The organism is Hyphomonas pacifica (genome assembly GCF_000682675.1).
Classification (GTDB): Bacteria; Pseudomonadota; Alphaproteobacteria; order Caulobacterales; family Hyphomonadaceae; genus Hyphomonas; species Hyphomonas pacifica.
Window position 1 is genome coordinate 58386 of the sequence record NZ_AWFA01000002.1, and the last position, 24333, is coordinate 82718.

Genomic DNA, 24333 nt, shown 5'->3' on the forward strand with positions numbered 1-24333 from the left:
ACCCCATAATGGCTGAGCTGCTTCTTGAAATCTTCTCCGAGGAAATCCCCGCGCGCATGCAGGCGAAGGCCGAGAGCGATCTCGGCGCGGCGCTGGAAAAGGCGCTGGGCGAAGCGGGCCTCAGCTGGTCTGCGCTGGAGACGGCCTCCGGGCCGCGCCGCCTGACCGTGTTCGTGGACGGCCTGACGGATCGCTCCGCCGATGTGAAGGAAGAGCGCAAGGGCCCGAAAGTCGGCGCGCCGGAGAAGGCCGTCGAAGGCTTCCTGCGCGGCGCTGGCCTCAGCGACATCAGCCAGGCCGAAGTCCGTTCCGACCCGAAGAAGGGCGACTTCTATGTCGCCGTGATCGAGACGCCGGGTCGTGATGCGAAAGATATTATTGCAGAAGCCGTTCCGGCTATCATTCGCGGCTTCCACTGGCCGAAATCCATGCGCTGGGGCGCGGGAGAGCTGCGCTGGGTGCGTCCGCTGCAGCGCATCACCTGCGTGCTGGACGGGCAGGTCGTGCCCTTCGATGTTGATGGCCTGGCCAGCGGCAACGAGACAGAAGGCCACCGCGTGCATGGCCGCGGGCCCTACACCGTCACCGGACGCAAGGATTATGAAGCCCAGCTGAGCGGCGCAGGTCATGTGAAACTGACGCGCGATGAGCGCCGTCAGGTGATCCTGGACGGCATTGAGAAAGTCTGCGCCGAAGCGAGCCTCGAATGGATTGAAGACAAGGGCCTTCTGGAAGAGGTTGTAGGCCTCGCCGAATGGCCGGTCGTCGTGCTCGGCAATATGGACCCGGACTTCCTGACCCTGCCGCCGGAAGTGATCCAGCTGTCCATGCGCACGCACCAGAAATACTTCGCGGTGAACGACAAGAAGACGGGCAAGCTCGCGCCGAACTTCATTGTCGTGGCGAACATTGACGCGGCTGATGGCGGCAAGAAGCTGGCCGAGGGCAATTCCCGCGTCCTGTCTGCGCGTCTTGATGATGCGCGCTTCTTCTGGGATCTCGACAAGGCGAAGCCGCTGGAAGAGATGGCGGAGAAACTGTCCACGATTGCCTTCAAGGCAGAGCTGGGCTCGCTGGGCGACAAGGTTGAGCGCGTGGCGGCGCTGGCCCGCGAACTCGCCCCGAAAGTGGGCGCCGATCCGGACCTGGCCGAGCGCGCCGCACGTCTCGCCAAGGCAGACCTCGTGTCGGAAATGGTCGGCGAATTCCCGGAACTGCAGGGCGTGATGGGCCGCTATTATGCGCTGGAAGCGGGTGAGCCGGAAGCCGTGGCCGATGCGATCCGCGATCACTACAAGCCGCAGGGCCCGAGCGACACTGTGCCAACCGACCCGGTAGGCATCGCCGTCGCCCTCGCCGACAAGCTCGACACGCTGGTCGGCTTCTGGGCGATTGATGAGAAACCGACTGGCTCAAAAGACCCGTTTGCTCTTCGCAGGGCGGCGCTGGGCGTGGTTCGGATTGTATTGGACAATGGGATTCGACTAAGACTTCGCAGTGAATCTGCGAGTCACTCTATCCACGTCATTTTGACGATTCTTCAAAATGCGGCTGCAGAACTTGAGAACGGCGATGTCAAAGTTCGCGAGCTCAGAGAACTTGTAAAATCAGGTGCGTTTGATCGCGCGGAGAAGACTCTTAAAGAAATCAAAGTGCAAGAGTCTCAGCCATCACAGTCGCGCAAAGACAAAGAAATTAACGAGCTGCTTCGGTCGACTGAAGGCTGGCACAATGACCTCCTCTCTTTCTTCGCAGACCGCCTGAAGCAATACCTGCGCGACCAAGGCCAGCGCCATGATCTGATCGACGCCGTGTTCGCGCTCGGTGAGGACGATCTGGTACTCATCACGCGCCGCGTTGAAGCGCTGGGGGCGTTCCTGGATACTGAAGACGGCGCAAACCTGCTCGCAGGCTACAAGCGCGCGGCGAACATCCTGCGCGCCGAAGAGAAGAAGGGCGAACTGCCTGAAAACCTCTCCGTCAATGCTGACCTCATCGCCAAGGGCCCGGCAGAGGAGCAGGCCCTCGCCAAGGCGCTGACCGAGGTCCAGGCCGCCATCGAAACGCCGCTTGAGAAGGAAGACTTCACCGGTGCCATGGCCGAGCTGGCCAAACTGCGCGGGCCGGTCGATGCGTTCTTTGAGGGCGTGATGGTGAATGATGACGATGCCGCCGTACGCGCGAATCGCCTCGCTTTGCTCACACAAATCCGCGACACGCTGCACCGCGTGGCGGATTTCTCACGGATAGACGGCTGATCTCGGTTAAGCCCGCAGCGGTGCTGTCCCAGTGTGGAACGGCGCTTTTGCCTGCAATAGCGCCAATGTGTCACAAACAACGTTGTCACACCTCCAGTGCCCTATCGGACACTGGCCAATGGCGCTGCAATGCAGCATAGGAATTGCAAATCGCCCCGGGGTAAGCTCAGGGGACACAGACATGTATCGGAAGGCAGAATTCATGGGTGAAGCAGCACTTAAGACCGCAGATGAAACCTGGGTGTATGCTTTTGGTGGCGGCAGCGCAGATGGCGACGCTTCAATGAAGAACTTGCTGGGCGGCAAGGGCGCAAACCTCGCGGAAATGGCGAAGCTTGGCCTGCCGGTGCCTCCTGGCTTCACGATCACCACCGCCGTGTGCACGGCGTATTACGAGCTGGACCGGAAATATCCAGACACGCTGGAAGCGCAGGTCGATGCCGCGCTGGAAGCGGTCGAGAAGGAAACCGGCAAGGGCTTTGGCGATCCGAAAAACCCGCTGCTCGTTTCCGTGCGCTCCGGCGCGCGTGCCTCCATGCCCGGCATGATGGATACGGTTCTGAACCTCGGCCTCAATGAGGCGGCGGCTGCGGGCCTCGCCAAAAAGGCTGGTGAGCGGTTCGCCTATGATTCCTATCGCCGCTTCATCCAGATGTATTCCAATGTCGTGCTGAGCATCAGCCATGACGAGTTCGAGCACATCCTGGACGATTACAAAGACCGTCAGGGCTATGATCTCGACACCGAGATGACGGCCGATGACTGGAAGAAGATCATCACGCTCTACAAGTCTGCGGTTCAGCACAATCTCGGACGCCCGTTCCCGGATGATCCGAAGGAACAGCTCTGGGGCGCCATCACCGCCGTGTTCGGCTCCTGGATGAACGACCGCGCGATCACATATCGCAAGCTGAACGACATTCCGGAAGAATGGGGCACAGCTGTGAACGTTCAGGCCATGGTGTTCGGCAATCTGGGCGAAACCTCCGCCACCGGCGTGGCCTTTACGCGTGACCCATCCAATGGTGATCCGGTTTTCTATGGCGAATATCTGATCAATGCGCAGGGCGAAGACGTTGTGGCCGGTATCCGCACGCCGGCGCCGATCTCCCGCGAACGTGCCGACAAGCTCGGCTCCGAAGATGCGCCCCTCGAAGAGGCCATGCCGGAAGTCTACACCCAGTTGCGCGATGTCGCGAACACGCTGGAGCAACATTATAAGGACATGCAGGATCTGGAGTTCACGGTCGAAGATGGCCGCCTCTACATGCTGCAGACCCGGAACGGCAAACGTACAGCCGCTGCCGCCCTCAAGATCGCGGTCGACATGGCCCGCGAAGGCCTGGTGACGGAAGAAGAAGCCGTGCTGCGCCTGGAGCCGTCACAGCTTGACCAGCTGCTGCACCCGACCATTTCCGAAGAGGCCGCGCGCGATGTGATCATCACCGGCCTGCCGGCCAGCCCCGGTGCAGCCGTTGGTAAGGTCGTGTTCGAATCCGATGAGGCCTGGGATATGGCCGAGAAAGGCGAAGACGTTATTCTCGTGCGGATCGAGACCAGCCCGGAAGACATCAAGGGCATGCACGCTTCCCGCGCCATCGTGACAGCGCGCGGCGGCATGACCAGCCACGCCGCCGTTGTGGCGCGCGGCATGGGCCGTCCTTGCGTCTGCGGTGCCGGTGGCCTGCAGATCGACAGCAAGAATGGCGTATTCCGCGTCATGGGCCGTGAAGTGAAAAAGGGTGACATTATCACCGTGGATGGCGCGACCGGTCAGGTGATGCTGGGCGCTGTTGAGATGGTGCAGCCAGACCTCTCCGGCGATTTCGGCCTGCTGATGGAATGGGCCGACAAGGCCCGTAAACTGAAAGTGCGGGCGAATGCGGAAACACCGCTCGATACGCGCACAGCTGTTGAATTCGGCGCAGAAGGCGTCGGCCTTTGCCGCACAGAGCACATGTTCTTTGAAGCAGAGCGTATCCCGGAAGTGCGCGCCATGATCCTGGCGGAGAATGAATCCGGCCGCCGTGCCGCGCTGGACAAATTGCTGCCGATGCAACGGAGCGATTTCGAGGAGATCTTCCGCATTCTGGAAGACCGCCCGGCCACGATCCGCCTGCTGGACCCGCCGCTTCATGAATTCCTGCCTCACACCGATGAGGACATGGAAGATGTCGCCAAGGCTTCTGGGGTCAGCGTTGACGTTCTACGCCAGCGCGCCGGGGAACTGCACGAGAGCAACCCGATGCTGGGCCACCGTGGCTGCCGCTTGGGCATCACCTATCCTGAAATCTATGAGATGCAGGCCCGCGCCATCTTCGAAGCTGCTGTGAAAGTGGCTGGCGAAACAGGCCGTAAGCCGATCCCGGAAGTCATGATCCCGCTTGTCGCGACCCATAAGGAACTCGCCATTCTGAAAGCGGTGGTGGATGATGTGGCCAAGTCTGTCTTCGAAGAGACCGGTGTGACCCTGGACTATATGGTCGGCACGATGATCGAGCTGCCGCGCGCTGCGCTGCAGGCCGGTGAGATCGCCCAGTCAGCGGCCTTCTTCTCCTTCGGGACGAATGATCTGACGCAAACCACGCTGGGCATCTCGCGCGATGATGCCGGGCGCTTCCTGAAAGTCTATGAGGACAAGGGAATTTACGAAAAAGACCCCTTTGTGACCCTCGATCAGGTGGGTGTTGGTGAGTTGGTTCGTATGGCTGCGGAACGTGGCCGCAGCACCCGTCCGGGCATCAAGCTCGGGATTTGCGGAGAGCATGGCGGTGATCCGGCATCCATTAATTTCTGCCACCGCACGGGCCTCGATTATGTGTCCTGCTCGCCCTACCGGGTGCCGATTGCGCGTCTCGCAGCGGCACATGCGGCCCTTAAGGAATCGCACAAATAGGCATCCAGGCGCTCGAATCGGCAGTATTTGAGTGTTGTATTTTGACCACACGAGTGTTTTTGCAGTGCGTCAAAATTCGTAAAAATTGAGGAAATATTCCTCGAAAATACAATATACTGGGCGTCACCTTGTGAGGTGACGCCTTTATTTATGAAATTCGCGTAATTGCATTCTGACAGAAATGTCACTCCCCGAACTGGCGAGCTTCTTGCTAGTTAGCGCGTGGGATGCATATCCCCAGTGCAGATGGGGTGAAAACCACCTCGAAAGTTAACAAGTCAAACCAAAAACACCCGGGTCATAGTGACGGAAGATATCGTCTGCCGGGGGATTGGGGAGCGGTGATGTTAAGGGTTCTTCAACCACGAAGGGCGACGCTGTCGTCAATGCGTGGGCTCCAAGGGCAGCTCAAGCGTTGGTGGATGGCTATGACGAACGAAGAGCAGCGAGATATAATCGTGCGAGGGGCTACCATTGCGGTCTGCGCCGTCGCTGCGACTGTAACCTTGCCGGTCTTGGGCGACGTTCAGCTCGAAAAGCGGGCTGAAGCTGATTTCCGGGCCGAAGCAGTACGTCTTGCCTCTATTGAAGATGGCGGTGTTACGGTCCGTACGGACCCGCATACGCCGCGCTTGCTGGATTCCCCGTGGATCCGCACGGTGGAATATACGCTCAAGCGCGATACGGACTCCTCCATGAGCCGTTACGCCATGCGCGACCGCGATGGTGCCGCGCTGTCTTCTCTCGTTTCTTTCCGTCCGGAGCACATCAAGCGCGCCGAAAAGATCAACACCGAGGCCGACTGCCTGGCCAAGGCTGTTTATTACGAAGCCGGGACAGAATCTCTCGAAGGCCAGCTCGCTGTTGCCGAAGTCATCAAGAATCGTGTCCGCGACCACCGTTATCCGGACAGTATCTGTGATGTTGTGTTCCAAGGTGCAACGCGCACAACAGGATGTCAGTTCACTTTTACCTGCGATGGCGCGCTGAACCGCCAGCCACGTGGCCGCAACTGGGAAAGCGCCCAGAAGGTTGCTGCCCATGTTCTGATGAATTTGAATGAGGAACGGACCGGCGGTGCCACGCACTATCATGCCACTTATGTAGACCCGATCTGGAGCGCTGGCCTGATCAAGACCGACAAGATTGGTCTGCATGTCTTCTATCGTTTCCCGCGCGGGTCTGAGTGGGCGAAAGTCCGACGCGACTACAATAACAAGCGCGAGCAGGTCATCATGGCAGCAGAAGACAAGAATGCGGCGGCTACGTCTATCATTCGCACTGTCTCTGCAGACGGCCAGGATACAAGAATTGCTGGCGTGGATGCGCCGACAATTGCCCCGGCAACGGTCACGACCTCAACCCGCACAATCACCAATGGTGCCCCGCGCCTGACCACGGTGCGCACGGCGGCAAGTTCTAAATCCGATGTGCCGGTGTCTGAAAAGCTCCCGCCGAAGGATTCTGTTGCGGCTTACACGGCTGCTCAGGCCGAGAAAGCTGCGATGTCCTCCAGTTCGACCGCTTACGGCGGCATGAACTAGTTTCGCGGCGTATCAACCAACATCAAAAAAGCCACCGACATCCATCGGTGGCTTTTTTCGTTTTTGCATAGGAAAGGTGGCGGTCTAGTCGCGCGGCGGCACGCCTTCGCGTACACGTTTTCGGATGGCACCGGGCAGCCAGCGACTCATGAATTTAGCGCGCTCTGCATCCTTGCCGACCATATAGTGCACGTCCTTGCCATGCGCAGCATCCCAAGCGCGCTCGGCGGCCATGGAGACCGGGTAAACATTCATGCCGGCTTCGCGGAGCTGGTCAGACATTTTATGATTGGAGCCGTCCCGGTCGCCCATTTCCAGAATGGGAGTCTCGATGAACCAGGGCATCAGGCTGGTGACGCGGATATCCAGGTCGCGGAATTCGGCATCCAGGGCCTCCGTCAGGCCTCGCACGGCGAATTTCGACGCTGAATACACTGCCAGCTGGGGCGATCCGACTATGCCGGCAGTGGAGGCCGTGTTGACGATGCGAGCGCCGGAAGTGGCCTTCAACAGAGGCAGGCAGGCCTGAACGCCATTGATCACGCCCTTCACATTCACGTCGATTATGGAATCATTGTCTTCGCCGGAAACATCCTCGAACCAGCCATGACGGCCAATGCCGGCATTGTTGAATAGCACGTTCATCGCGCCTTCGGTGGCTTCGCCAAACGCCTTCACGGCGGCGCGCCAGTCATCGCGGGAGCAGACATTCAGCTGGGCCGTGATGCAGTTCTTTTCGCCAATCTCTTCCTGAACGGCGCTCACTCCATCCATGTTGACATCATAGAGGCCGCAGAACCAGCCGCGCTTGGCGAAGAGCCGGGCCGTTTCTGCGCCAATGCCGGAGGCGGCACCTGTAATGAAAATACTCTTTCGGCCGCTTGCGTGTGACATGGGCAATTCCTTCCTGCTGTCAGGGACTCATGCCCTTTCAGTCAGTGTCAGACGACATCCATGCCCACGTCAAGATTAGGTGCGGAATGGGTCAGTGCGCCGACAGAGATAAAATCGACTCCTGTCTCGGCAATTGCGGCAACAGTCTCCAGAGTTACGCCGCCGGAGGCTTCCAGCGTGACACGGCCTTCATTCATATCAACGGCACGCCGAAGCGTTGCTGTATCCATATTGTCCAGAAGGATCGCGTGAGGTGCATGCTTCAACGCCTCCTGGAATTGTTCCAGTGTGTCCACCTCGATCTCGATCATGCGCAGATGGCCTGCATAGGCTTTGGCGCGCTGCATCGCGACCTCGACGGAGCCATCGCATGCCGCGATATGATTGTCCTTGATCAGGATCGCGTCATCCAGGCCATAGCGGTGAGCCGTGCCGCCGCCGCATCGCACGGCGCGCTTTTCCAGCGCGCGGTGGCCGGGTGTGGTTTTGCGTGTGCAGACAATCCGGGCGCGGGTATGAGAGATTTTCTCGACATAGGTACGAGTCAGGGTGGCAACGGCCGACAGTCGTCCGATGAAGTTCAGCATGGTACGCTCCGCCGTGAGGATAGAGCGTGCGCTGCCGGAGAGTTTGGCCACGACATCACCGGGCGTGATGGAGGAGCCATCCTGTAGGACAATCTTAAGCGAGACAGACGGGTCTACCAGGGTCAGTGCATGCGCAGCAGCATCCAGCCCGGCAATTACACCTGGCTTACGCGCAGCGATGACAACGCTTAGCTGTGTATTTGGCGCAATCGTGGCATCGGTTGTCAGGTCTCCGGCGCGGCCAAGGTCTTCGGCCAGTGCCAGGCGCACGATCGGGTCCAGAATGATGCTTGGGAGAGGCGGGGGAACAGGGCTCATGCAGGTATGGGTTCCTCAGTATGGGTATCTTTCAAAATGAACTGCCGATGAGGTTCGCCCGTATCAGGATAATCTGACCGGTAGTGACCGCCACGGCTTTCCTTGCGTTTCAACGCAGAGGTGACAATCAGGCGTGATGTTGTAATGGCGCGGGCGGGCCCATACTGATCGCGCAGATCAAGGATCAGGTTCAGCGCCTCGTTCATGCCGGTCTCATCGCGTACTACACCACACTTTTCCGACATGGCCTTGCGCAATGTCTGTAGGGCCGCATGGGGCAGGGCGGCTGGCACATGACCTTCGGCGCTGCCCGGATCGGAGAGGTTCGTCTCACGCAGCCTTTCGGCGATTCTGTGAGAGAAAACAACCGCCTCCAGAAGGGAGTTGGAAGCCAGTCGGTTGGCGCCATGAACGCCGGTGGACGTGCATTCTCCGCAGACGGATAGGCCGTCAAGCGTCGAAAGGCCCCAAAAATCCGGAACAATTCCGCCCATATGGTAGTGCGCAGCGGGGGCAATCGGGATCATGTCCGTTCGCGGATCTATACCTGCGGATTTGCACGCGGCAAAGACGGTCGGGAAGTGTTCAGGGAAGTGCGCGCCGACGGCCTTGCGGCAATCCAGAAATGCGCCGCGGCCCGACATGCGTTCTGTGTGGACCGCCCGGGCCACTTCATCCCGTGGTGCCAGTTCGGCCAGCTCATGATAACGTGCCATGAAGGCCGTGCCGTCGCGATTGTGCAGGGTTGCGCCTTCACCGCGCAGCGCTTCGGTAGCCAGAGGTGCCGGGTCGCGGCCAATGTCGATGGCAGTCGGGTGAAACTGGACGAATTCCAGGTCCGCAATCAGGGCACCCGCTTCCCAGGCCATGGCAACGGCATCGCCGCGGGCTTCGGGCGGATTCGTCGTAACCTGGAATAGGCCGCCAGAGCCGCCTGTGCACAGAACAGTTTCGCGGGCTGTGTGTGTGCTGAGCGTGCCGTCTCGGTCGCGCAGGATCACACCGGCCACACGGCGGGTCTCGTCCTGCAGCAGGCCCGTGGCGCGTACACCTTCGATGATCTGGATGTGCGAGGCGGCATGCACGGCAGCGACCAGCGCGTCCATGATGGCTTTGCCGGCCAGATCACCGGCCACACGCGCGACGCGTGGGTGAGAGTGCGCCGCTTCCAGCGACAGGGCCAGCGCGCCATCGGGTGTGCGATCAAAAGGTACGCCCAGCGCGATGAGATCGCGTACACGGGCCGGGCCTTCCTCGGCAATCAGGCGGGCAATGATCGGGTCAACCAGGCCTGCGCCAGCGGCCACCGTATCTGCGGCATGCTGTGCCGGGCTGTCCTTGGGATGAAGCGCGGCGGCCAGTCCGCCTTGCGCCCAGGCAGACGAGGCGGCCTGTCCCAACGGGGCAGGTGATATGACCGTGCATGGGCGCGGCGCCAGCTGCAGCGCCAGGAACAGACCGGCGAGGCCTGCGCCAACGATCAATACATCATCCTGGACTGGCCCGCGGGCTGTCAGTGTCTGGGGTATGGGGGCGGTCACGGGTCAGGAAATGCCTTCATTGGCCCGGCGGAATTCCGCCGGTGCCGTCACTGCCGAGACCAGAGCGCCAAACATGCGATCCGCAGACTGAACAGTCAGGGTAAAATTGTCCGGCACATAGATCAGGCCCTCGACCTTGGCTTCCAGCATTTCCTCGACTTGGGAGCGGATGGAAATCTGGTTGCCAAAACGGCGGGCCTTGCAGGATTGGCGCACAACAGAACGGCCCCACATGGAACAAACTTCCACAGCGGTCAGCTCGCACTCATACTCCCCCTCATTGGGGTGAGGAGACAGATACATTGTGCCAGACATCATGCATTGCCCATTGCGATAGGGCTTTGTCTGGAAGCTCCATGTGCCCAGCACATCTATGGGGTCTCCATCTTCATTGGTCCCGGCATAGGCAGGTGTGCTGACCATAAGGACAGCCACTGCCAATGCGGCGAGACGGGTAATGCCTCGGAACATCCTACCTCTCCTTGCGCCCGAAGATACATTAAGCCCGTCCCCATAGTCTGTACAACTGTTTGGCTGCTAGCCGACCATTTCGAGTTCGAGAGGTTCAAGACCGGTCACAAAGTCCAGCGGCTTGTCCATTTTCGGTAGAGCCATCATGGCATCCAGGGCCTTCTTGGCGCGTATGCGCACATCTTCCGGGATGGTGACTTCGTACTCGCCATTGACGAGGCAGTCATAGATGTTCTCCAGTGTGATGCGCTTCATGTGCGGGCACAGATTGCACGGACGGATGAAGTTCACGCCGGGGTTCTCTGCGGCGACATTGTCGCTCATGGAGCATTCGGTCAGTAGAACCACCTTGTTCGGGCTCTTCTCGGAGACATAATTGGCCAGTGCAGCGGTGGAGCCGGCATAGTCAGCCGCTTCCAGAACGTCCGGGGGGCATTCTGGGTGGGCCAGGATCACGACGCCCGGATGGGCCTCGCGCAGCTGATTCACATCATCGGCGCTGAACATTTCATGCACCTCACAGGCGCCTGGCCAGGTCATGATGCGGATATCGGTCTGCGCAGCGACGTTTTTCGCCAAATACTGGTCCGGTACCATGATTACGGTATCGGTGTTCCATTCCTTGGCAATTGCCTCGACGACCTGAGCTGCATTGGAGCTGGTGCAGGTAATGTCGCACTCGGCTTTCACGTCAGCCGTCGTGTTCACATAGGTGACGACCGGATAGTCCGGATACTTCTCCTTGATCAGGCGCACATCTGCGCCTGTGATGGAGGAAGCCAGTGAACAGCCAGCCCGTGTATCCGGGATCAGGACGGTTTTCTCAGGCGCAAGGATTTTGGAGGTCTCGGCCATGAAGTGCACGCCGGCCTGCACGATTATGTCGGCATCCACCTTGGAGGCTTCGCGGGCCAGCTGCAGGCTGTCACCGCGGAAATCGCCGACCAGGCGGAAAATGTCCGGCGTCATATAGTTGTGCGCCAGGATGACGGCGTTTTTCTGCGCCTTAAGGCGGTTGATCGCCGCCACAAACGGCGCAATGGCGGGCCATTCCATTGGCGTGATGAAATCCTGCACCAGCGGGTAAAGATCATCCGTCTCTGCCTTGACGGCTTCGTCATAGGCCAAGCCGCGCGCTTCTGCGGCAGAGGCACCGCGGAGCGGGGTTGGAGTGGGGCAGCCAGGGCCAGAATCAATAAGACGTGCCATTGTCGTCCTCCGTCGTATCAGACCGCACTTTTGCTCGATCTGAGTATAATGTGGTCCTGAAACCTCGCGTTTCAAGGGGATTGGCCTTCAAACGTCCGGAAGCAGGGGAGAGTTGCGACAAAAATTTTATACTTTTGCGCACTCTGAGCAAAACGAATTTAGCGCCAGCAGAAGCTTCGGGCAAGTCAAAACCCGTAAATTCAGACTTAACCTTCGTTAAACAGTCCAATGGCGGCGGCTGTCATGGCCTCAACGCCTGTCGCAATTGTCGGGCTGTAATCCGGCGCGAAGTAAGGCGAGTGTAGAGAGGGCAGGGGCAGCTTGCCGTCTTGCGAGGCTTCGTATTTCGTAGGCTCGACTGCGCCGATCCAGAACAGCAGGCCGGGAATTTTCTCCCCGGTGCGGCCATACTGGCTGAAATCCTCGCCGCCCATCACGGCGGGCACTTCCTTAACATTGTCGGGCCCGATCGCCTTGGCAATCGCTGCGGCGGCCTTGTCGGTCAGATTCGCATCATTGAACAGGGACGGTGTATAGTCTTTTTCCACCGTGATTTCCGGTTCCGGCGCATCGAACGCCATGGCCTCGGCCTTCACGATCCGCTCGATGCCGTCCAGCAGCATTTTGCGCGTCGCATCATCATAGGAGCGCACGGTCAGCAGCAATGTGGCCTCGTCGGAAATGATGTTGTGCTTGGCGCCAGCCTTAAACGAGCCGACCGTCACGACGGCAGAATCCTGCGGATTGGTATTGCGCGAGACAAGGCTTTGCAGCGCGACAACGATCTGAGAGCCGATCAGGATCGGGTCCCGCGTGGTGTGCGGATAGGCGCCATGGCCACCAACGCCTTTCACCTTGATGTCAACACTGTCCACATTCGCCATGGCATAGCCCTTTGTGTAGACGACCGTGCCGGCCGGGGCCGAAGCGGAAACGTGAAGGGCCAGATTGTAGTCAGGTTTCGGGAAGCGGCTGAATAGCCCGTCGGCCAGCATGGCCTGCGCGCCCAAACCGATCTCCTCAGCAGGCTGCGCGATCATGACCAGCGTACCACGCCATTTATCCTTGTTGGCCACCAGTTCGCGGGCCGTGCCGATCCAGCTCGTCATGTGGATGTCATGCCCGCAGGCATGCATGACCGGGCTTTCCACGCCGGTCCAAGTGGTGGACTCGATCTTCGAGGCAAACGGGAAGCCGGTATTGTCCGGCACAGGCAGGGCGTCCATGTCGGCGCGAATCAGGACTGTCGGGCCGTCGCCATTGCGTAAAACGCCGACCACGCCATAGCCGCCGACCCCTTCTTTGACTTCGCCAACATCCTTTTTTGCTTTGTCGACCACCCAGTCCTGACCCATCCGCGTGGTCACTTCAAAGCCCAGCTTCTTCAGTTCCGAGGCCATCAGCGCGGAGGATCTGGCTTCCTTAAAGGACAGTTCTGGATTGGCGTGCAACTGCTTGTAGATCTCGATTAGTGCAGGGTCTGCATGGGGCAGGCTTTCGCGGGAACTCGCGCTTTCAGACGGTGCGACCTCTGCGGATGCTGGTTGCATCTGTCCCGCGCCATAGGTGGCAAGAACAAGGGCGAGCGAAGTCAGGGCAGCGGTACGTAGCATTGGGTCAGCCTCCAGATCTTGGTATGTCTGTACCGTAACCGGCTTTTGCCTTATGCCAAGGGGGATACAAATCACCTGCAATCAGCGGTAATCGCTGGGTTGCGCCCGAGTGCTGCGCTGCATATAAGGGGCGGTTCAAAGGAGATTTGCTGCCCATGGCCCGCGTTACCGTTGAAGACTGCATCGAAAAGGTCCCGAACCGTTTCGAGCTCGTCCTGCTTGCTGCTCACCGTTCCCGCATGATTCGCGAAGGTTCGCCGATCACCGTGGATCGTGACAATGACAAGGACCCGGTCGTCTCTCTGCGCGAGATTGCTGATGAGTCGGTTGATCTCAAAGTGGTCAAGGAAGCCCTGATCTCCAACCTGCAGGACATCCGTCCCGGTGAAGAGAATGAGCGCGAAGCTGACCGTCAGGCTCTGGAAGCGGCCCCGACTGCTACGGAAGAAGACGTTATGCGTGCTTATCAGGCTGAGCTGGAGTCCGGACGGGACGACCGGCTGTAGGAGGCCTGATGGACGGCAGCGCCCTTTCCGCCAAGGACAAAGGGGCTGGCGACGAGGCTGGCACGCCGCTTCCGGCTGACGACACGTCATCTGAACGCGCTGTCATCACGCGTGAGCAGCTCATATCCAAAGTTCGCGCCTATCACCCGCGGGTAAAGTCAGAGCTGCTCGGCTCTGCCTATGATTTTGCCAAGACGCATCATGGCGAGCAGAAGCGCGATTCCGGCGATGCGTATTATTCCCACCCTGTAGAGGTTGCGAGCTTGCTCGCCGATGTGCATCTCGACGAGATCACCATCGTAGCGGGCCTGCTGCATGATGTGGTGGAAGATACCGATATCGACATTGGCGAGATCGAAGTCCGCTTCGGCGCGGATGTTGCCGAGCTGGTCGATGGTGTTACCAAGCTCGACAAGATCGAGTACAGCTCCAAGGAAGAGGCGCAGGCGGAGAACTTCCAGAAATTCATCCTTGCGACAACGAGCGACATTCGCGTCCTGCTTGTGAAACTGGCGGATCGTCTGCACAATATGCGCACGCTGCACTTCCGCAAGAAAGCCGCTAGCCGTGAGCGCACCGCCCGCGAAACGATGGACATCTATGGCCCGCTCGCCCGCCGGGTTGGCCTCTATCAGATTGCGGCCGAGATGGAGGATCTGGCCTTCCAGGAGCTGAATCCGGAGGCTCGCCGCGCGATACTCTATCGCCAGGAAGAACTGGCCAAGGAGAATGCGGACGACCTGGAACGCATTCGCGGCGACATCATCCAACTGCTTGAAATGTCTAATATAGATCACCGCATCAAGGGCCGCCGCAAGCAGCCCTATTCGGTCTGGCGCAAGCTGGAAAAGAAATCGATTTCCTTCCGTGACGTGGCGGATCTATTTGCGTTCCGCATCATCGTGCAGTCTGTGGAAGACTGCTACCGCGTCCTGGGTGAAGTGCATACATTGTGGGCCTGCATTCCTGACCGGTTTCGGGACTATATCTCTGTTCCCAAGCCGAATGGCTATGCCAGCCTGCACACCACGGTGCGCGCCAGCGGCAATCGCCGCGTGGAGCTTCAGATCCGTACCGAGGAGATGGACCGTACCGCTGAGTTCGGTGTGGCGGCGCACTGGAAATACAAGAACCGCTCTTATGGCTTTGACGTCGAGTCTGCCCGGGCAGCAGGCCTCGACCCGGCAGCGAACCTCGAAGCTTTTGCCGAGCTGTTGCAGGATGGTGCAGACCCTAGCGAGTTTATGGAACACGCAAAGCTGGAAATGTATCGCGAGCACGTCTTCGCGTTCACGCCTAAAGGCAAGCTGATCATTCTGCCGGCAGGAGCGATGCCGCTGGACTTTGCCTATGCCGTCCACTCTGCCGTAGGCGATACCTGCGTTGGGGCTAAAATCAATGGCGAGGTCAAGCCGCTGCGCCGCCCGCTGAAGAATGGCGACGTTGTCGAAATCATCCGGGGCAAGGTGCCTCAGGCGATCCATGGCTGGGAAGCGTTGGCGATTACTGGACGGGCACGCTCTGCCATGCGCAAGCTGGTACGCGACCGCGAGACGACGGAGTTCCGCCGCCTCGGTGAAGGGCTCATCAACATGGCGCTGCGCCGAGCTGGCATTGATCCGGTCGATGTGAAGATGAACCATACGGCGCGCTTGGCAGGCTTTGCGGACCGCGAAGAGATGGACGAGGCCTTGGGGCGCGGCAAGATCAGTTCCAATGATGTCATCCAGGCTGCCTTTCCGGGCTATCGCCCCGACAGGGCGGGTGATCCCTCCAAGATACGCGTCGATGGAGAACATGCCCCGTTGATGGTGTCTGGCACGGATCTCTCGCCAGGTGTAACATTGCACCTTGGCGAGTGTTGCCGCCCGCTGCCCGGTGATCGCATCATGGGGGTGCACGAGCCAGGCAAGGGCATTGTGGTGCACGTCGCCAGCTGCGCGAAGCTGGCCGAATTTGATGACCGGCCAGAGCTGTGGGTGGATCTGCGCTGGACGGAGCTGGCCCGCACGGGCGCCGTCGCCATCGGTCGCATCCGCATCAATGCTTCCAATGAGCGCGGCGTGCTGGCGAAACTGTGCGCAGCTGTGGCGCAGGCCAATGGCAACATCACCAGCATCCACACCGTGGACCGGCACGAGGATTTTACCGAAATCCTGATGGATATTGAGGTTGAAGACCTGAAGCGCTTGACGCAGATACTGGCCGCACTCCGGTCGCTCGCTGTGGTCGACCGGGCCGTGCGTGACCAGGAGAGTGAAAATGACGAATGATGATGTGTTGAATGTGTTCCGCGAAGCCGGGGCTTTGCTGGAGGGCCACTTCATCCTGTCATCCGGCCGCCGCAGCCCGGTCTTCCTGCAGAAGGCGCTGGTCTTCTCCCAGCCGGACCTGTCGGAAAAATTGTGCAAGGCGCTGGCGGACAAGCTGAAAGCGAAATTTGGCAAGATCGATGTGGTCGCCGGGCCGGCTGTGGGCGGCATCATTCCGGGGTACGAACTGGCGCGGCAACTGGGCGCGCGGTCCATTTTTGCTGAGCGCGTGGATGGCCAACTGCAGTTCCGACGCGGCTTTTCCATTGCCGAGGGCGAGCGCGTTCTTATCGCCGAAGACATCGTGACTACGGGCCTGTCTTTCCGGGAGACCGTAGAGGCGCTGCTGAATTTGCCCGGTGAAGTGGTTGGCGGTGCCTGCATTATTGACCGTTCGAATGGCCGCGCCGATGTCGGCTGTGAGCTTGTCTCTCTCGCGGCTGTGGACTTCCCGGACTATGACGCAAATGATCTGCCTCCGGAGCTTGCCGCGATGGAAGCCATAAAACCGGGCTCACGAGGCCTCGCCTGATGACTGAGCGTCTGCGCCTTGGCGTGAATATTGATCACGTCGCCACGATCCGTAATGCCCGGGGCGGGGATCATCCCGATCCCATGCGCGCGACGGCGATTGCGGCGTTGGCTGGGGCAGACGGTATTACCATTCACCTGCGCGAAGACCGCCGCCATATTCGTGACGGGGATCTCGATGCGATCCGCGGGGCTTCCAGCCTGCCAATCAATCTGGAAATGGCGGCCACTGAAGAGATGACCGTGATCGCCAGTCGATTCCGTCCGCATGCGGCCTGTATTGTGCCGGAAAAACGTGAAGAGCGCACCACCGAGGGCGGCCTTGATGTGGCGGGCCTGCACAATCAGATCGCGCCCGTAGTGCGCCGCCTGAGCGAGGTTGGCGCGCGTGTCTCCCTGTTTATTGAGCCGGACCCTGTGCAAATCGCCGTTGCGGAAGTGTTGCAGGCGCCGGTCGTGGAACTGCATACAGGTCGTTATGCCGAACTGTGGATCGAAGGTGGGCAGGAAGCTGCGGCTGATGAGCTGGAACGCCTGAAACGTGCCGCCCGGGACGCCCGCAATCGCGGGATCGAGCCGCATGCCGGTCATGGCCTTACATTTGAGAATGTCGGACCCGTCGCCGCTATCCCTGAAATTGCCGAACTCAATATCGGCCACTTCCTGATTGGCGAGGCAATCTTCATTGGTCTTGATGCTGCGATCAAGGAAATGCGGCGTCTGATGGATGAGGCCAGAGACGGGGCGGGCGCATGATCATTGGTATCGGGAATGATTTGTGCAATATAGAGCGTGTGGAAAAGACGCTGGAGCGCTTTGGCGAACGCTTTGAAAACCGTGTTTTCACGAAGACCGAGATTGCGCTGGCGCGCCGTCGTCGCCGCACGGCAGAAACCTATGCCAAACGGTTCGCCGCCAAGGAGGCCTGTGCCAAGGCGCTCGGCACCGGCGTTCCGCGCCGGGGCGTGCACTGGAAACATATGGGCGTTGTGAACCTGCCGACTGGAAAGCCGACGGTAGAGCTGACGGGCGGCGCCGCAGAGCGTCTGGCAAAGATGGTGCCGGAAGGGTATGAGGCTGTTGTGCATCTCACCATCACGGATGATCATCCGTGGGCGGAGGCTCAAGTCATCATCGAAGCCCTGCCGGTGGTCACCAAATGAAGCCGGCCCGCCCAAAACGTACCCGCCTGCGCAGCAAGGGAAAGCTCGACACGCCATCGCTCACTGTGATTGAGCTGAAGGCGCTGCAGGAGATTGTCGGCCATCGCTTCAAGTCGCCAGACCTGTTGGTCCGCGCTGTGACACACCCCAGCGCCGTGTCCTCTGCAGACTCTGTGCGTCTGTCCAATCAGCGGCTGGAATTCCTGGGTGACAGGGTGCTGAACCTTGTCATTGCCGAACGCCTGATTGACCGGCGCAAGATGGAAAGCGAGGGCGATTTGGCCCCGCGACTCAACAGCCTGGTCAAGAAAGGCGCCTGCGCCATGGCGATGCGGCACCTCGAATTGCAGCGCTTCATCATTCTGTCGGATAGCGAGATTTCCTCCGGCGGACGCGAGCGGGAGTCCACTCTGGGCGATGCCTGCGAAGCAATTATCGGCGCGATCTATCAGGATGCCGGCCTTAGCCAGGCCCGCAAATTCATCGAAAAGGGCTGGGCCCCGCAATTCAGCGCGGCCCCGGCAGAAACCAAGGATCCCAAGACACTGTTACAGGAATGGGCGCAAGGGCAGGGCCTTCCCCTGCCGGATTACAACGTTCTCAGCCGCTCCGGACCAGATCATCAACCCACTTATGAAGTCAAAGCCAGCGTGATGGACCGAGGCTCGGCTGTTGCCGCGGGCTCGTCAAAGCGCGATGCTGAGCGTAATGCTGCCGCGCTTCTACTAAAAAGCCTGACCGGAGACACATGACAGATAAGCCCATCACCCATGCAGGATTTGCCGCCATCATCGGCGCGCCGAATGCCGGCAAGTCGACGCTGACGAACCGCCTGGTTGGCGCCAAGGTGGCCATCGTGACCCACAAGGTGCAGACGACGCGCTTTCCTGTGCGCGGCGTGGCGCAGCGCGAGGGCACACAAATCGTGCTGGTGGATACACCAGGTATCTTCGCCGCAAAGCGCCGTCTGGACCGCGCTATGGTCAAGGCTGCCTGGAGCGGCGCTGAGGATGCCGATGCCATCGTGCACCTGATCGATGCCTCTGCCTGGGTCGCTGAGCGCGAGAACAGGCTGACCGGTGCGCAGAAGAATTCCATTGAGGATGACCGCCGCGTCATCGAACAGCTGAAGCAATCCGGGCGCAAGGCTTTCCTTGCCCTGAACAAAATTGATCTTTTTCCTCACGACCAGATCCTGCCCCTCATCGCAGAGCTGAACGACACGGGCGCTTATGAGGAGATCTTCATGATCTCTGCCGAAAATGGCGATGGGGTCGATGCGCTGGAAAAGGCCATCGCTGAGAAGATGCCGGAAGGCCATGCGCTCTATCCGCCGGACCAGGTGGCCGATCTGCCGATGCGTCTGCTGGCCGCTGAGGTGACGCGCGAGAAGCTTATGCTGCGCCTGCACCAGGAACTGCCTTACCAGCTGATGGTCGAAACTGAGAGCTGGGAAGAGCGCAAGGACGGGTCTGTCCGTGTACAGCAGGTTGTGATCGTCGGTCGCGACAATCACAAATCCATGGTGCTGGGCAAAGGCGGCTCTGCGATCAAGGATATTGGCCGCAAGGCCCGTGAGGAGCTGTCTGAAATGCTGGGCCGCAAGGTTCACCTTTTCCTGTTCGTGAAGGTGGATGAAAAGTGGCAGGAGCGCCGCGAAAGCTATCAGGGGCTGGGTCTGGAGTTTGATGTTTGAACTGGTCCGATGACGGCATAATCCTTGGCGGTCGCCGCTTTGGAGAAGGTGGCCTCATCCTGGATGTTCTGACCCGCAACCGGGGCCGCCGCTCCGGTTTTGTCTATGGCGGTTCCTCCCGCAAGCGCCGCGCGCAATATGAGGCAGGCAATTCCGTGCACCTCAGCTGGAGTGGCCGCCTGGAAGACGCGCTAGGCCGCTTTGATGTGGCAGAGGCCAGCCGTGAACGTGCTGCCCGTGTGCTGGACGATGCCGCCGCCCTTGCCGCCATTTCCTCCATTACGGCCATCCTGCGAGGCAGTCTGGATGAAGGCGACGCCGCAGGCTCGGCCCTGTTTGAAGCGACAGAGCTGTTGCTGGACCAGATTGAGGCGCAGGCAATCTGGCCCGCGCTTTATGTGCGGTGGGAACTTGGTCTTCTCTCAGCGCTTGGCTTCGGGCTCGATTTGGAGGAGTGCGCGCTTTCGGGCGCGAATGACGGCCTCAGCCATGTGTCGCCCAAGACAGGCCGGGCCGTGCGGGGGTCAGAGGCGGAAGACTATATCGACCGCCTGTTGCGTCTGCCGCAATTCCTGGTGTCCAGCACCGCGCCGCTGGGGCCCGGTGACATTGCTGATGGTCTGAAATTGACCGGTTATTTCATGGAAGAGCGTCTGTTTGGTGGCCTGAACCGAGGCATGCCGCCGGAACGGATGCGGCTAGTCGGCCGCATCCTTAAACGGGTTTAGGCGCTGACGCTCGGACGCTCGCTGATGCGGGCATACCAGGCGCCGATATGCTTCAGATCCGGGTTCAGTGGTTGGCCCACCTGATTGCCGAAGGCGACAAAACAGAACAGCATGATATCCGCCAGGCCGAACGTGTCGCCCGCAATATACTGCCGGCCATCTACCATCTGCTGGTCCAGAAACGCCAGGCCGTCCTGCGCGCAGGCCTTCAGGCCATCGGCCGCCTCCGGCAGGCAGCGCATACGGTCCTTGAACATGGGCAGGCCCTCCGCTGCGCGAAAGCCTGTCGTCAGCGGCTCGATGATCTGCAGGTCCACCCAGCGAGCCCAGCGGCGGTTCTGCGCACGGGCGACAGCCGTATCGCCCATCAGGCGGTCGCCGGGCTGGGTCTCGTCCAGATATTCGCAGATCGCAGTGATCTCGGTCACCAGCGTGCCGTCATCCAGCTCCAGCGCAGGCAGCTGACCGGCCGGGTTCTTTTGCAGATACGCGCCTGTGCGGTTTTCACCGGCCATGATGTCGATGTCTTCCATCGGGATTTCGATGCCGCGTTCTGCCATGAACATGCGCACGACCTGCGGATTTGGCCCGACCGAATTGTACAGTTTCAAAGCGCTTCCTCCTGTTTGTGTTGCGCGCAGTCTTACGTGCTGTGGAATCTGCAGCAAGGCCTGATACATTCAGAAGACATTCAGATCCGGCGGTGATAACTTGATTGTGAGGACTGGGGCGTTCCGTGCAAATGTAAGGGCTGATGCCATGAAGAAAATTGTTTTTGCCGTAACCGCCATTGCCACGCTGTCACTGGCGGGCTGCATTCACGTCGATGCCGATGAAAACGGCCGTGATGCGATTTATGAAAACACCGAAGCTGCGCTGCGCGTCTGCGGCGGTGAAGGCCGCGTCAAGGAAGTTAGTGAAGACGGCTATAGCTGCATCACAGACTGATCCTTCAGCGACACACTCTTCCGCCGCCCATGTCGAGATGAAAATGATCGGCATGGGCGGCATTATAGTCCGGCCCCAGCGTCACAGAGAATACCTCGCACGCGCCCTTGTGCACGGCGCGCAGGAATTTGGCTTCCTTGCCACCTGCATCCCAGTGCTTTTTGACGTCGATCAGCCGGCCATCTTCCAGACGGAAGCCTGAAATATCCACCGCATTGCCAAGCCCGTGTTGAGACATGCGCTGTGTCCCGGCGATGTTGCGGCAGGAAAAGCTGCCATAGGTCTCGATCCGCGCAATCGGAGAGCCGAGAATATCCACTGCGGCTGGGCGCGCGACGTGGCGCTCCCAGGTATATAGCGCGGCGGCCTCAGCGCAGGTCATCCGCAGCGTGGCGGAATAGGGCGTCATCGTGCGGTCCAGCGTCAGAGCGTCATACAGGCCGCAGCGGCCTTCCATCTTATCGTCTTCCAGCGGCGTATAAAGTACGCCCGCCTCATCCAGCGCGGTAAAGCACAGCTCTCGGCTGTCCCGGGCGCGGGTCAGTTTGTGGTGTGTGCCAAGGCCCGGCCTCTCGGTCAGGTCAATCGGCGCGAACGGGTTGTGGCGGGGCGGCGCCAGCCAGATCAGGGCTGCAACGACCAGAATCGGCACGCTTATCAACAGGATCCATGCTTTGAGTGCGTGCATTGGCAGTTGTGCCCTTTTCCTTTCCTTAACCAAAAGCGCGTTTGTGTTAACGTCACGTAGCCCTGTATGAGTCGATGATTCTACGCCGGGGCCTGCACCAGAATGTGGCACGAAACTGCAAAGAGGCCAGAATGTCCGATACGATTGATGGCACGCCGGAAGACCGGATCATCAATGAGCCGATGAGCGAGGCGCTGTCCAAGCGCTATCTCGCTTACGCCCTTTCGACGATCACCGCGCGCGCCTTGCCGGATGTCCGCGACGGCTTGAAGCCGGTTCAGCGGCGCATCCTCTACGGAATGCGCGTGCTGAAGCTGGATCCGGAAGGCGGTTATCGCAAATGCGCCAAGATCGTCGGCGACGTGATGGGTAACTTCCACCCGCATGGCGACAGCTCGATCTATGACACGCTGGTGCGCCTCGCGCAGGATTTCACGGTTCGCTATCCGCTGGTCGATGGCCAGGGCAATTTTGGCAATATCGACGGCGACAGCGCCGCTGCCTATCGTTACACCGAAGCGCGGATGACGGTTGCGGCCGAGCTGCTGCTGGACGGTCTGAATGAGAATGCCGTCGATTTCCGCGCAAACTATGCCGAGAATGACGAAGAGCCGGTTGTGCTGCCGGCAGGCTTCCCGAACCTGCTGGCCAATGGTGCCACGGGCATTGCCGTCGGCATGGCGACCTCCATTCCGCCGCACAATGCCGCCGAGCTGATTGATGCGGCCCGCCTTCTGATCGAAAAACCGAAGGCGACGACTGAAGAGCTGATGGATTTTGTCAAAGGTCCGGATTTCCCGACCGGGGGCATCATTGTCGAAACCCGTGAGTCCATGCTGGACGCCTATGAGACAGGCCGGGGCAGCTTCCGCATGCGGGCGCGCTGGGAAACTGAGGATACGGGCCGCGGCACCTATCAGATCGTCGTCACCGAAATTCCATATCAGGTCCAGAAGTCCAAACTGCTTGAGAAGCTGGGCGAGCTGATCGAGGCGAAGAAGCTGCCGCTGCTGGACGATGTACGCGATGAGAGCGCAGAAGATGTCCGCCTGGTCCTGGTGCCGCGCTCCAAGACGGTTGAGCCGGAAGTGCTGATGGAGAGCCTCTACAAGGTTTGCGATCTTGAAACGCGCTTCAGCCTGAACATGAACGTGCTGCACAAGGGTGCGCCACAGGTCATGGGCCTGAAGGATGTGCTTAAGGCCTATCTGGACCATCGCCGCGAAGTGGTTGTGCGCCGGGCAGAGTTCCGCCTCGACAAGATCGAGAAGCGTCTGCACCTGCTCGATGGCTACCTGATTGCCTATCTCAATATTGATGAGGTCATCCGCATCATCCGGTATGAGGATGAGCCAAAGCCTGTCCTGATGGAGACATTTGGCCTGACGGATATTCAGGCGGAAGCCATCCTCAACCTCCGCCTGCGTGCATTGCGCAAGCTGGAAGAGATGGAAATTCGCGGTGAGCACCAGAAGCTCACCGAGGAGCGTGAACAGCTGCAGAAGCTGATCGGCTCGGAGCGCCGCCAGTGGAGCAAGGTCTCCAAGGAACTGAAAGAGGCCCGCGAGGCCTTTGATCCGGACTCTGATCTTGGTCGCCGCCGCGCGACCTTTGGAGAAGTGGCCGAGGTCGATCTCGCCGCCGCGCTGGAAGCGACCCGCCCGAAAGAGCCGGTTACGGTCGTCCTGTCCAAACAGGGCTGGATCCGCGGCATGAAGGGCCATGGCCTCGATCCGGAATCCGCGAAGTTCAAGGAAGGGGATGAGCTGTACCTCACCGAAGAAGTGATGAGTACGGACAAGGTTATCCTCATGGCGTCGGACGGGCGCGCCTTTACGCTGCTGGCGGACAAGCTGCCCGGCGGGCGCGGCCATGGTGAGCCGATCCGCCTGTCCATCGACCTGGAAGACAGCGTGGACATCATTGCCATGTTCCGGTTTGAGCCGGACCGCAAACGCGTCGTCGCCTCCAGCGAAGGCTATGGCTTCGTGGTCGAGGAAAAGGAACTGGAGTCCAACCGCAAGGCTGGCAAGCAGGCCGTCAATACCGGCAAGGGTACTTTGCTCGTCTGTCCGGAAGTCGAAGGCGATATGCTGGCCGTGGTCGGAACAAACCGCAAGCTGCTGATCTTCCCGCTGGAAGAACTGCCCGAAATGGCGCGCGGCAAGGGCAACAAGCTGCAATCCTATAGCGGCAAGCACATGCTGGCGGACCTGATGACATTCGATGCCGAAGACGGCCTGATCGTCATGACGGGTGGCCGTCACCGCGCCTTCCCGGAATGGGAAGAATGGATCGGCAAACGCGCCCAGGCCGGCAAGGCCGTGCCGAAGGGCTTCCCCCGCAGCGGCACATTTAACGGCTAGCACAGCAAGCCTGCACTGCAGCTGACACTTTTCTGGGCCTGCCGCGTTCCTACATGAGTATAGA

21 protein-coding genes are annotated in these 24333 nt (G+C 59.9%); 13 read left to right on the forward strand and 8 right to left on the reverse strand.

What is annotated here, in order from left to right:
- The first annotated feature begins 8 nt into the window (after nucleotides 1-8).
- From glyS to HY2_RS01310, 3 genes are all read left to right on the forward strand, one after another.
- On the forward strand, nucleotides 9-2258 hold the full coding sequence (glyS, locus tag HY2_RS01300; protein WP_034823922.1) for a glycine--tRNA ligase subunit beta: 2250 nt from the start codon (nucleotides 9-11) through the stop codon (nucleotides 2256-2258).
- Nucleotides 2259-2439: 181 nt separating this feature from the next.
- Nucleotides 2440-5154 (forward strand): pyruvate, phosphate dikinase, encoded by a 2715-nt coding sequence (gene ppdK, locus HY2_RS01305; protein ID WP_233346683.1) that lies wholly within the window; start codon nucleotides 2440-2442, stop codon nucleotides 5152-5154.
- A gap of 428 nt (nucleotides 5155-5582) precedes the next feature.
- Nucleotides 5583-6698: a cell wall hydrolase gene (locus tag HY2_RS01310; RefSeq protein WP_233346065.1), complete on the forward strand. Its 1116-nt coding sequence runs from the start codon at nucleotides 5583-5585 to the stop codon at nucleotides 6696-6698.
- An 84-nt stretch (nucleotides 6699-6782) separates the two neighbouring features.
- On the opposite strand, the gene HY2_RS01315 is transcribed toward HY2_RS01310, so the two are convergent.
- The 6 genes from HY2_RS01315 to HY2_RS01340 all read right to left on the reverse strand — a co-directional run bounded on the left by HY2_RS01315 (nucleotide 6783) and on the right by HY2_RS01340 (nucleotide 13331).
- Nucleotides 6783-7592 carry an SDR family oxidoreductase gene (locus tag HY2_RS01315; RefSeq protein ID WP_034823924.1) on the reverse strand — a complete coding sequence of 270 codons (810 nt, stop codon included), beginning with the start codon at nucleotides 7590-7592 and terminating at the stop codon, nucleotides 6783-6785.
- A gap of 47 nt (nucleotides 7593-7639) precedes the next feature.
- Nucleotides 7640-8497, reverse strand: coding sequence for a carboxylating nicotinate-nucleotide diphosphorylase (gene nadC / locus HY2_RS01320; RefSeq protein ID WP_034823926.1), 858 nt, complete (start codon nucleotides 8495-8497; stop codon nucleotides 7640-7642).
- Nucleotides 8494-10038, reverse strand: a complete 1545-nt coding sequence (locus HY2_RS01325; RefSeq protein WP_233346064.1) for an L-aspartate oxidase — start codon at nucleotides 10036-10038, stop codon at nucleotides 8494-8496. The genes nadC and HY2_RS01325 overlap by 4 nt, the downstream gene beginning before the upstream one ends.
- A gap of 3 nt (nucleotides 10039-10041) precedes the next feature.
- The gene (locus tag HY2_RS01330; protein ID WP_034823928.1) at nucleotides 10042-10509 is read right to left on the reverse strand and encodes a hypothetical protein; all 468 of its coding nucleotides are present in this window, start codon (nucleotides 10507-10509) and stop codon (nucleotides 10042-10044) included.
- A 66-nt stretch (nucleotides 10510-10575) separates the two neighbouring features.
- Complete coding sequence (nadA, locus tag HY2_RS01335) at nucleotides 10576-11718, reverse strand: quinolinate synthase NadA (RefSeq protein ID WP_034823930.1); 1143 nt, start codon at nucleotides 11716-11718, stop codon at nucleotides 10576-10578.
- A gap of 206 nt (nucleotides 11719-11924) precedes the next feature.
- A complete protein-coding gene (locus HY2_RS01340; protein WP_081814859.1) occupies nucleotides 11925-13331 on the reverse strand; it encodes an amidohydrolase in 1407 nt (468 codons plus the stop codon).
- A gap of 155 nt (nucleotides 13332-13486) precedes the next feature.
- On the opposite strand from HY2_RS01340, the gene rpoZ reads away from it, so the two are divergent.
- The 8 genes from rpoZ to recO are packed head-to-tail and all read left to right on the forward strand — an operon-like array spanning nucleotide 13487 to nucleotide 20267.
- Complete coding sequence (gene rpoZ / locus HY2_RS01345; protein ID WP_034794718.1) at nucleotides 13487-13837, forward strand: DNA-directed RNA polymerase subunit omega; 351 nt, start codon at nucleotides 13487-13489, stop codon at nucleotides 13835-13837.
- A gap of 8 nt (nucleotides 13838-13845) precedes the next feature.
- Nucleotides 13846-16110, forward strand: a complete 2265-nt coding sequence (locus HY2_RS01350; RefSeq protein ID WP_034823932.1) for a RelA/SpoT family protein — start codon at nucleotides 13846-13848, stop codon at nucleotides 16108-16110.
- Nucleotides 16100-16681 carry an orotate phosphoribosyltransferase gene (gene pyrE / locus HY2_RS01355; RefSeq protein ID WP_034823935.1) on the forward strand — a complete coding sequence of 194 codons (582 nt, stop codon included), beginning with the start codon at nucleotides 16100-16102 and terminating at the stop codon, nucleotides 16679-16681. Before HY2_RS01350 ends, pyrE begins: the two co-directional genes overlap by 11 nt.
- Nucleotides 16681-17436: a pyridoxine 5'-phosphate synthase gene (locus HY2_RS01360; RefSeq protein WP_034823938.1), complete on the forward strand. Its 756-nt coding sequence runs from the start codon at nucleotides 16681-16683 to the stop codon at nucleotides 17434-17436. Before pyrE ends, HY2_RS01360 begins: the two co-directional genes overlap by 1 nt.
- Nucleotides 17433-17843 carry a holo-ACP synthase gene (gene acpS / locus HY2_RS01365; protein WP_034823939.1) on the forward strand — a complete coding sequence of 137 codons (411 nt, stop codon included), beginning with the start codon at nucleotides 17433-17435 and terminating at the stop codon, nucleotides 17841-17843. The genes HY2_RS01360 and acpS overlap by 4 nt, the downstream gene beginning before the upstream one ends.
- The gene (gene rnc, locus HY2_RS01370) at nucleotides 17840-18595 is read left to right on the forward strand and encodes a ribonuclease III (RefSeq protein ID WP_051594597.1); all 756 of its coding nucleotides are present in this window, start codon (nucleotides 17840-17842) and stop codon (nucleotides 18593-18595) included. Before acpS ends, rnc begins: the two co-directional genes overlap by 4 nt.
- Nucleotides 18592-19539, forward strand: coding sequence for a GTPase Era (gene era / locus HY2_RS01375; protein ID WP_034823940.1), 948 nt, complete (start codon nucleotides 18592-18594; stop codon nucleotides 19537-19539). The genes rnc and era overlap by 4 nt, the downstream gene beginning before the upstream one ends.
- Nucleotides 19536-20267 (forward strand): DNA repair protein RecO, encoded by a 732-nt coding sequence (gene recO / locus HY2_RS01380; RefSeq protein ID WP_034823941.1) that lies wholly within the window; start codon nucleotides 19536-19538, stop codon nucleotides 20265-20267. The genes era and recO overlap by 4 nt, the downstream gene beginning before the upstream one ends.
- Here the strand turns inward: recO and HY2_RS01385 are convergent.
- The gene (locus tag HY2_RS01385; protein WP_034824005.1) at nucleotides 20264-20878 is read right to left on the reverse strand and encodes a glutathione S-transferase family protein; all 615 of its coding nucleotides are present in this window, start codon (nucleotides 20876-20878) and stop codon (nucleotides 20264-20266) included. The two genes, recO and HY2_RS01385, sit on opposite strands and share 4 nt — an antisense overlap.
- Nucleotides 20879-21026: 148 nt before the next feature.
- Between HY2_RS01385 and HY2_RS01390 the strand changes: the two genes are divergently transcribed.
- Nucleotides 21027-21215 (forward strand): hypothetical protein, encoded by a 189-nt coding sequence (locus HY2_RS01390; protein WP_034823942.1) that lies wholly within the window; start codon nucleotides 21027-21029, stop codon nucleotides 21213-21215.
- A gap of 4 nt (nucleotides 21216-21219) precedes the next feature.
- On the opposite strand, the gene HY2_RS01395 is transcribed toward HY2_RS01390, so the two are convergent.
- Nucleotides 21220-21903 carry an extensin-like domain-containing protein gene (locus HY2_RS01395; RefSeq protein ID WP_034823943.1) on the reverse strand — a complete coding sequence of 228 codons (684 nt, stop codon included), beginning with the start codon at nucleotides 21901-21903 and terminating at the stop codon, nucleotides 21220-21222.
- A 131-nt stretch (nucleotides 21904-22034) separates the two neighbouring features.
- On the opposite strand from HY2_RS01395, the gene parC reads away from it, so the two are divergent.
- Nucleotides 22035-24269, forward strand: a complete 2235-nt coding sequence (gene parC / locus HY2_RS01400) for a DNA topoisomerase IV subunit A (RefSeq protein ID WP_034823944.1) — start codon at nucleotides 22035-22037, stop codon at nucleotides 24267-24269.
- Nucleotides 24270-24333: the final 64 nt, after the last annotated feature.